A 6,899-nucleotide genomic window follows, 5' to 3' on the forward strand; every position below is an offset into this window, starting at 1 on the left:
TGGTGCTGCGGGACGGCCGGGGTCGGTATCGACGGCCGGACCGCAGGCATGAGGGATGTCCCGCCGAGCTGGCCGGGATGGGGTCCTCGAGGGGCGGTCGGTCGGAGCGCTGAGGGTGAGGCCTCGGAACGGCCTGACGACGATCGATCCGTCGGTGCGGAGGATCGCCACGTTGCGTGGCCCGGCGGCGGGTCGCCGGCCGGGCCACTGGAAGTGCAGCCAGTCGCCGGTGACATCGGGAGCACGGCGGCCGCAGTACGCGATGAGCACGGTGACGGGCTGGCCGCGTTCCAGGTACACCCGGCCGGTCATGCCGCTCACCGGATCGGGAAGCCGTCGTGGTGCTGGCCGTCCAGGAGCCGTCCGGCCCGGGTCTTGCCCACGCGGCGCATGCGGACCGCGTCCTTGAGGGCGGGTGCTTCTCGCTCCGTCCAGCTCCGGCCCTGGATGTCGATGAGGGCGACGCGGCCGCGGCCGTGTCCGTGGTCCTCGGGTGCGAACTCGCCCCACTGTTTGAGGAAGAACGGCACCCCGGCCCAGGCACACTGATCACGCAGGTGGCGGGCCCACTGTGGGTGCATGGGGCGGGCCCGGGGCCCGCTCTCTCCTCCCGCGATCACCCAGTCGATGCCGTGGAGGCCCCTCTCACAGCAGCCGCCGGCGTGGACGAAGGAGGCGGTGAGACCGTGTCCGCGCTCGCTGCCCATGGTGATGACGGACCGTTTGAGGTCGACGGGCCCCAGCAGCGGTTCGCAGGAGAGGAACCGCACGGCGGCCGGGGTGCCGAGCAGGGCGGGGATCCTGATGTCGGCCCACTTCTGGTCTTCGACCGAGACGCCCAGCCACACGTTGGGCAGCGGGTCTCCGCCCAGCATCGCGCCGACGGCGAGCCAGTCCTGCTGGCAGCCGATGAAGTGCTCACGGCCCTGCTCTGCCACCAGATGCCAGAAGGTCGGGCTGGACAGCAGCGTCTTCATGCGGCCGTGCCGCTTGGTGAGGACCTGGTAGGTGTGCTGCGGGGTGAGCGCCATGACGGCGAACACCTGGGCGATGTAGTGGTCGGGAATGTCGGTGTGGAACAGGTCGGACATGCTGTTGAGGAAGACGCGGCGCGGGGTGCGCCACGTCATCGGCAGCCGCAGCCGGTCCGGCCGCAGCGTGATGTCGAAGCCGTTCTCGAAGTGGTGGCCGGCGGTGCCGCGCCACCGTTCGGCGAAGGTTTCTGCGTAGCAGTTGTCGCAGCCAGGGCTGACCTTGGTGCAGCCGGTGACCGGGTTCCAGGTGCTTTCGGTCCACTCGATCGATGTGCTGTCAGCCACGGCCGTCCTCGCCGTCCACGGGGTGGGTGTAACGGATGGACTTGCCGAGGCCGCGGGCGTAGTCGATCTCGCGGCGGGTGCTCTCGCCGATGTAGCCGCCGGGGTTGACCACGAGGACCTCGTCGGCGAGGTCGATTTTCCGCAGATGCAGGTCGTCCAGGACCCGCTTGAGCCGGTCGGCCTGGGCGGGGTCGGCCCACAGGGGGTGGGGCTGCTTGAGGTTGCAGCCGGGCGCGAGGACGATCCGGCCGGCCACGGTCTCGTACAGGTTGGCCTCTTGGAACTGGTCCCAGTACCTGGTGGATCCGCACAGCACAACGACCTTCGGACCACGTGCGGCCTCCTGGTCGCGTACGTATCCGTCGGCGCCAAGGCCGGTGAGGCGATGGACGGTCTTCCAGAATGCGCGGGCCTTCATGCGCTTCCTCATCTCCGGGATGTTGGGGTCAGACGTGCTGGGACAGGTGGTGCTGCGGGGCGGCCGGAGCGGTGTCGACGGCCGCCCCGCAGGCAGGGTGGCGCCCGTGGGGGCGGGAGGGGTGGTTCAGCCGCTGCCCTTGGTGAGGCGGATCGGCATGATCAGGCCCCGGAACGTGTCGGCCTGCTCGGGGGCGTGCAGCAGGACGGGCTTGGTCGGGGTAGTGAAGCTGAACTGGGTGACGGGCGCGTCGATCTGCTGGAGAGTCCTGAGCAGAAGTCCAGGGTTGAAGGCAATGGTCAGCGGGGCGCCTTCGAGGTCGGCGTGGACCTGGTCGCGGCCGCGGCCTTTATCGTCGGTGCCGGCGCGCACGGTGATCTGGCCGTCGGTGACTTCGAGGAGCATCGGGTCGGCTTTGCCCAGCAGCGGCTGGATGTGCTTGATGGCGTCGATCAGGGCCTCGGTGGCGGTGGTGGCGATGGACTCGAACTCGGTGGGGAACAGGGCGGCGTACTTGGGGAGTTCGCCTTCGAGGAGGCTGCTGGTGGACCACCGGCCGGGGACGCTGATGGCGAACTGGGACTCGGTGATGGTGAGTTCCGCCTGGTCGGCGTCGGCGAGGATGCGGGCTGCGTCGCGTACGGCGTCGGCCGGTACGAGGGCGTTGCCCGCGACGCGGGGCCTGTTCTTGCCCTTGCCCTTGGGGCCTGAGTTGGGGGTCCAGGGCGTGTCCGCGACGTGGAACGTGTACCGGTCCGTCGCGGACAGCGTGATCGCGGTGTCGCTGAGGCCGAACTGGACTGCGGTCAGGGCCGCGATGGTTTCGTCGGTGGTGGAGGCCGCCGCGACCCGGGCGCCGGCTGCGGCCAGGGTGGCGCCGTCGACCGTGCCGCTCGCGGCGGAGATCGTCGGCAGGGTCGGGTAGTCGTCCAGCGGAAGGGTCGGCAGGAGGATGTGCGCGGTGCCGCAGGAGAGGGCGAGGTCGGTGCCGTCCAGTGCCAGCGTGGTGGGCTTGCTCTTGGGGAAGGCCTTGACGATGTCGGTGAAGACGCGGCCGGGGACCAGGAGCGTGCCGGGCTCGGATACCTCGCAGTCCTCGCGGGCGCGGGCGGAGCGGTAGTAGTCGTACCCGGCCAGGGTCAGGGTGTTGTCGTCGGCTGCTTCGAGTCGCATGCCAGCCATGACCGGTGTGGGCGGGTTTCCGGGGATGGCGCGCAGCGCCCACTGGGCGGCGTCGGTGAGCTGGTCGGTGTCGATGGTGAGTTTCATCGAGGCCTTTTCGTCGTGGCTGCGGATGTGAAAGGGCCCGGGTGGGCTGCCGCGAGGTGGAGGCGGCCCGCCCGGGCCGGTCGATGCTGATGGGGGCCGCGGGGCGGCGGTCTACTGCTCGTTGTCGTCGATGCCGGTGACGGGGATGTCGCCGAACAGGTCGTCCAGGGCGCGGGTGACCGCGAGGCGGTCCTCGGGCCGGGTCGCATCGAGGACGTCCCGGGTGAGTTCGGTGAGGTCCAGGTCGTCGAAGTAGTCGGTGAGGTCGGCGAGGGCCTGCGGGTCAAGGCCGGCACCGGCCTGCGGGGGCTGGCTGTTGAGGGTGGCGCGCATCGCGTCGACGGCGTCGGCGAGATGGTGCGTGGTCGCTGTGGTGATCTCGGCGAAGCGGGAGTGCCGGTTGTCCGGGTCTCGGATGCCGATGGGCCAGATGACGATCTGGATGCCCGGCTGTCCGTCGTGGCTGGGGTCGCCGGCGAGCCCGGCGAGTGCTTCGCCCAGAGTCTGGACCGCCCGGACCTGCCCTGCTTGGCCTTCGGTCTGGGCGAAGCCGTTGTCCTCGCTCTCGTCTTCCTCCGCCTCATCTTCTAGTTGGTCGAACTCGGGCTCCACCTCCCACAGGACCTCCAGGGTGTCGACGTCCAGTCGGATGAGTCCGTCGGCGGTGTCGGGGAGGTGGAGGTGGCCGGTGACTCGCAGCAGGTCACCGGTCTGGCAGTGGGTGATCCTGTGTACGAGGTCCGGCTGGCTGGTGGTGCAGGGAATCAGTGCCTCCTGCTCCTCCATGCAGTCCGCAGGGGACGAAGTGAGTCGCCAGGCGGCTGTCCCGTCGCCGGTGCCGGGCACGGCGGGATGGTCCAGGTAGCCGGTGAGCGCGTACGGGATGGGTTCCATCAGCCTGCCGCCTTCCTGTAGCCGGTGCGCGCCGTGGAGACCTGCCGCCGCAGGGCATAGGGCAGGGAGGTGATGGTCTTGCGCTGGCGGGCGAGCGCGCGGGCCTGTTCGCGGCTGTCGGCGAGGCTGCATCCGTCGCACGGATCGGTGCTGGCGGCCTCGTGGCAGCGGTGGCCTTCCACGGTGCCGTGCGGGGCGGTGATGCCGTGGGCGGCGGCGAGCCGGTACAGGGTGTCGCCGCCGATGCTGGTGCGGTGGGTGATGCTGCGTTCGGTGAGACCGTCGCGCAGCAGGACCAGTGCCACGGCCTGGCTGGCCGTGAGCGGGGGGAGCGTGGCGGGCATGGCGTCGGTCGCCATGGGGCGGGTCCTTCCAGAGTCCAGATGGGGGGAGGGCGCGGTCCGTCGTGGCGACGGGATACGCGGGGAGGTCTGCGGGGCGGCGCAGGCCTGCGAGGGGGAGCTGGAGGCCGCGTTCAGCAGCGCGGCCTTGATCTCCGGGGCGCTCAGGTTCTGCAGCGCGCGTTCCTTGAGCATCTTGACCGCGAACGTGCTGCGGTCCATGCGCTGGCCGATCTCGCCGAACGGCAGGTCGTGCCAGTAGCGCAGCCACAGGCACTGCCACTGGTCGGGTGTCAGCCCGCCCAGGGCCTTGCGGAGTTCGGCGAGGACGTCGGCCTTGGCCAGCTGCTCGGTGACCTGTTCGCCGACGTCGCCGACGGCCAGGTCCTGGTCGCGCATGTCGCCCGTCGCCACCTCCCGGCGGTGCCGGAAGCTCTTGTAGTGATCGAGCAGCAGGTTGCGGGCGATCGTGGCCAGCCAGGCGCCGAAGTCGCTGCCGCGCCAGGTGAACGCTTCGATCCGGGCCAGGGCCCGCACGAACACGTCGGCGGTCAGGTCTTCGCTCAGCTCCCGGTCGTGGGTGCGGCGCCACAGGTAGGTGTAGATCTGCGGCCGGTAGCGGGCGTACAGGACGCCGAACGCCTCGCGGTCACCGCCGCGGGCGGCGTCGACGATGGCGACCACCGGCCGCTCCGCCTCGGAGGCCGGCCGCGTCGTCGTGTCGGTGACGGTCATGCGCTCGCCCCCGCATTCGCGGCGGCAAGCCGACTGCGCAGGTGCGGGTTGGCGTCGCCGATCTGCCGCAGCAGCTTCGGCGTGGGCTTCCACAGACGCTGGGAGCCGCGGGCCGGGACGGGTGTGGTCAGCCGCTGCACCCGGGCCAGCTCCCAGTGGAAGCAGCCGGCTTGGGACCAGCGGGTGCACGTGCCGTCGTCGGCGTGGATGTCGGCGAGGTCGGCGATGGCGACCACGGCCCCGCGCACCAGCTTGTAGTCGTCGTCCAGCGTCTGCCGTACGGCGTCCAGGGCCAGGGCCTGCATGTCGACTTCGGATCCGGCGTGGATGAGCAGGGTGCCGCGCCACTGGGTGCTCCACACCCGGTTCTCGATGCGCTTGGCGGCCGGATCGTCGACGAACGCGATGAGGTCCGACCAGGGCGGCCGGATGGTCAGGCACCGGATCGGGGTGAGGTCGTGGTCCGGCGCGGTCTGCGGCCGGCTGGAGACCGTGGCGAGGACCTCGTAGTTGGTGCGCTGCTGCTGGGGGGTCAGCGGAAGCGTCCCGGCGGGGGTGCGGGTGCGGAAGTATGCGCCGGTGGGGATGGCCTCGCGGGACAGCCGGGCCATCAGGGCGGTGTCCGCGACGGGGGAGAGCGTCATCGCAGGTCCTCCGAGGCGAGAGGGTGGGCGGTGGTGCCCGTACGCCCGAGGCGCCGGCCGTTGACGGTCGGCTCGCCTGCGTGGTCGGGGGTGGCGATGCGGTACAGGCCGGTGCCCTCCCGCTTGTGCTCGTACATAGCGCCTTCCGCGCCGCGCAGCACGTAGGTGTAGTCGCGGGAGTGGAGGTCGCTGGGGCTGGACGCGCCGATGGACACCGCGACGTCGACCGCCTGGCCGTCGACGTCGACGGGCTGGTGGAGCAGGTGGTGCAGCTGCTTCAGGCGCCGGGTTCGGTCGGCGGCCGGGCAGGTGAGAGCTGCAGCGAACTCGTCACCGTGCAGGCGTGCGGCAATCCCGTCGTCGCCGACCCACTGCTGAAGGCGTGAGGCGATCGCGATGATCAGGGCGTTGCCGACGTCGTGCCCGAGACGGTCGTTGACGGCTTTGAAGCCGACCGCGTCCAGGAACACGAGCATCGTCTTGTCGCCGTGGCGGTGCAGGCTGCGGGTCGCGTGCTGGACGTAGCCGGGGCGGGCATGCAGCCCGGTGAGCGGGTCACGGCGGGCCGCCGCCAGGCGCCGGTGCAGCGCGAGGGCGTGCACGGTCCAGCCGGTCAACGCGGCGGTGGTCAGTAAGAGTGCGCGCTGCCCGAACAGGGCGTGCACGCGCGGGGCTGAGCCCATAATGAGGATCTCCCTCTCGTCTCGTGCGGGGTGGGTTGGGCCCGGGGCAGCCGACGAAGCCGCCAAGCACTGACGGCTGTCCCGGGGCGGAGCTACTGGTCGAAGTCGCTGGAGTGGGCGTGCCTCCAGGCGGGCGGGTCGTCCCACGGGCCGGCCGACGCGGCCAGCCAGTCCGGCTCCCAGCCGGGCCGCACGGCACGTGCGCTCCAGCCTTCCGGCCGCCGGCGGGGAATTTCGTGTCCGGCCTGCTGTGTGGCGACCGCGTCGGTGTAGGCGCCGTGGGCAAGGCGCAGTGCCTCGCCGGTACTGGCCGCCGGGCCGGTGAAGATGTGCCAGCCGGACAGCCCGGGCTGGGTGGTGCTCCTGATCGGGACGTCGACCTCGAAGAAGGGCAGTGCGGTCATGACGTCCAACTCCTTTCGCTGCTCGTGCCTGAGGTGCCACTGCGACCGCCCCGGCCCACGCTGTGGCGGGGCTGGGGCGGCACAGAGTGCGCTCAACGCACGGGATCAGCGAGCGGCCTTGATGGCGTCCCGCAGGTGGGTGCGCGCCCAGGCCAGCAGGGACGGCTGGTCGCCTGCGGGGCCGTTCAGCGC

Annotated in this window: 8 protein-coding genes; all 8 read right to left on the bottom strand. The window is 71.2% G+C overall.

The annotated features are described in order from the left end of the window. Positions 1 to 317: 317 nt before the first annotated feature. Entirely contained in the window at positions 318 to 1,319 is a 1,002-nt protein-coding gene (locus ABD355_RS43745; protein ID WP_344406967.1) for a DUF5131 family protein, read from the bottom strand. Then, positions 1,312 to 1,749, bottom strand: a complete 438-nt coding sequence (locus ABD355_RS43750; protein WP_344406969.1) for a hypothetical protein — start codon at positions 1,747 to 1,749, stop codon at positions 1,312 to 1,314. The genes ABD355_RS43745 and ABD355_RS43750 overlap by 8 nt, the downstream gene beginning before the upstream one ends. A 114-nt stretch (positions 1,750 to 1,863) precedes the next feature. Further along, the gene (gene dnaN, locus ABD355_RS43755) at positions 1,864 to 3,006 is read right to left on the bottom strand and encodes a DNA polymerase III subunit beta (RefSeq protein WP_344406971.1); all 1,143 of its coding nucleotides are present in this window, start codon (positions 3,004 to 3,006) and stop codon (positions 1,864 to 1,866) included. Between the two features lie 111 nt (positions 3,007 to 3,117). Then, a complete protein-coding gene (locus ABD355_RS43760; protein ID WP_344406972.1) occupies positions 3,118 to 3,900 on the bottom strand; it encodes a hypothetical protein in 783 nt (260 codons plus the stop codon). Continuing rightward, positions 3,900 to 4,976: a sigma-70 family RNA polymerase sigma factor gene (locus ABD355_RS43765; RefSeq protein WP_344406973.1), complete on the bottom strand. Its 1,077-nt coding sequence runs from the start codon at positions 4,974 to 4,976 to the stop codon at positions 3,900 to 3,902. Before ABD355_RS43765 ends, ABD355_RS43760 begins: the two co-directional genes overlap by 1 nt. Continuing rightward, positions 4,973 to 5,620, bottom strand: a complete 648-nt coding sequence (locus ABD355_RS43770) for an ASCH domain-containing protein (protein WP_344406974.1) — start codon at positions 5,618 to 5,620, stop codon at positions 4,973 to 4,975. Before ABD355_RS43770 ends, ABD355_RS43765 begins: the two co-directional genes overlap by 4 nt. Beyond that, the gene (locus tag ABD355_RS43775; RefSeq protein ID WP_344406976.1) at positions 5,617 to 6,303 is read right to left on the bottom strand and encodes a GGDEF domain-containing protein; all 687 of its coding nucleotides are present in this window, start codon (positions 6,301 to 6,303) and stop codon (positions 5,617 to 5,619) included. The genes ABD355_RS43770 and ABD355_RS43775 overlap by 4 nt, the downstream gene beginning before the upstream one ends. Positions 6,304 to 6,395: 92 nt before the next feature. Further along, positions 6,396 to 6,707, bottom strand: coding sequence for a hypothetical protein (locus ABD355_RS43780; protein ID WP_344406977.1), 312 nt, complete (start codon positions 6,705 to 6,707; stop codon positions 6,396 to 6,398). Between the last annotated feature and the right edge of the window lie 192 nt (positions 6,708 to 6,899).

The organism is Streptomyces longisporus, from assembly GCF_039532765.1.
Taxonomy (GTDB): Bacteria; Actinomycetota; Actinomycetes; order Streptomycetales; family Streptomycetaceae; genus Streptomyces; species Streptomyces longisporus.